A 254-nucleotide genomic window follows, 5' to 3' on the forward strand; every position below is an offset into this window, starting at 1 on the left:
GCGTGGCGGCGGGGACGAGCTGCGCCGCCACCGGGGCCTCCGGCACGGCCTTCAGGTCGATCGCGCCGGTGCCCGCAGCTTTGCCGGCGCTGGTCGCGATCGCGCTGTCGCCTTCGCCCTCGACCTTCAGGCCGCCGGGTTCGGTCGGGCGGACCTTGTAGTCGCCTTCCTGCGCGGCGATCAACTGGCCGTCGCCGCTCTTGCGACTATGCGTCAGGTGCCAGATGCCGAACCCGATCGCCGCGACGACGATC

Annotated in this window: 1 protein-coding gene; it reads right to left on the minus strand. The window is 72.4% G+C overall.

What is annotated here, in order from left to right; genetic code table 11:
* The coding region (locus AC0IW9_RS31285) for a hypothetical protein (RefSeq protein ID WP_471652186.1) at positions 1 to 254 on the minus strand (254 nt) is incomplete at both ends.

The organism is Belnapia sp. AC561 (assembly GCF_979252845.1).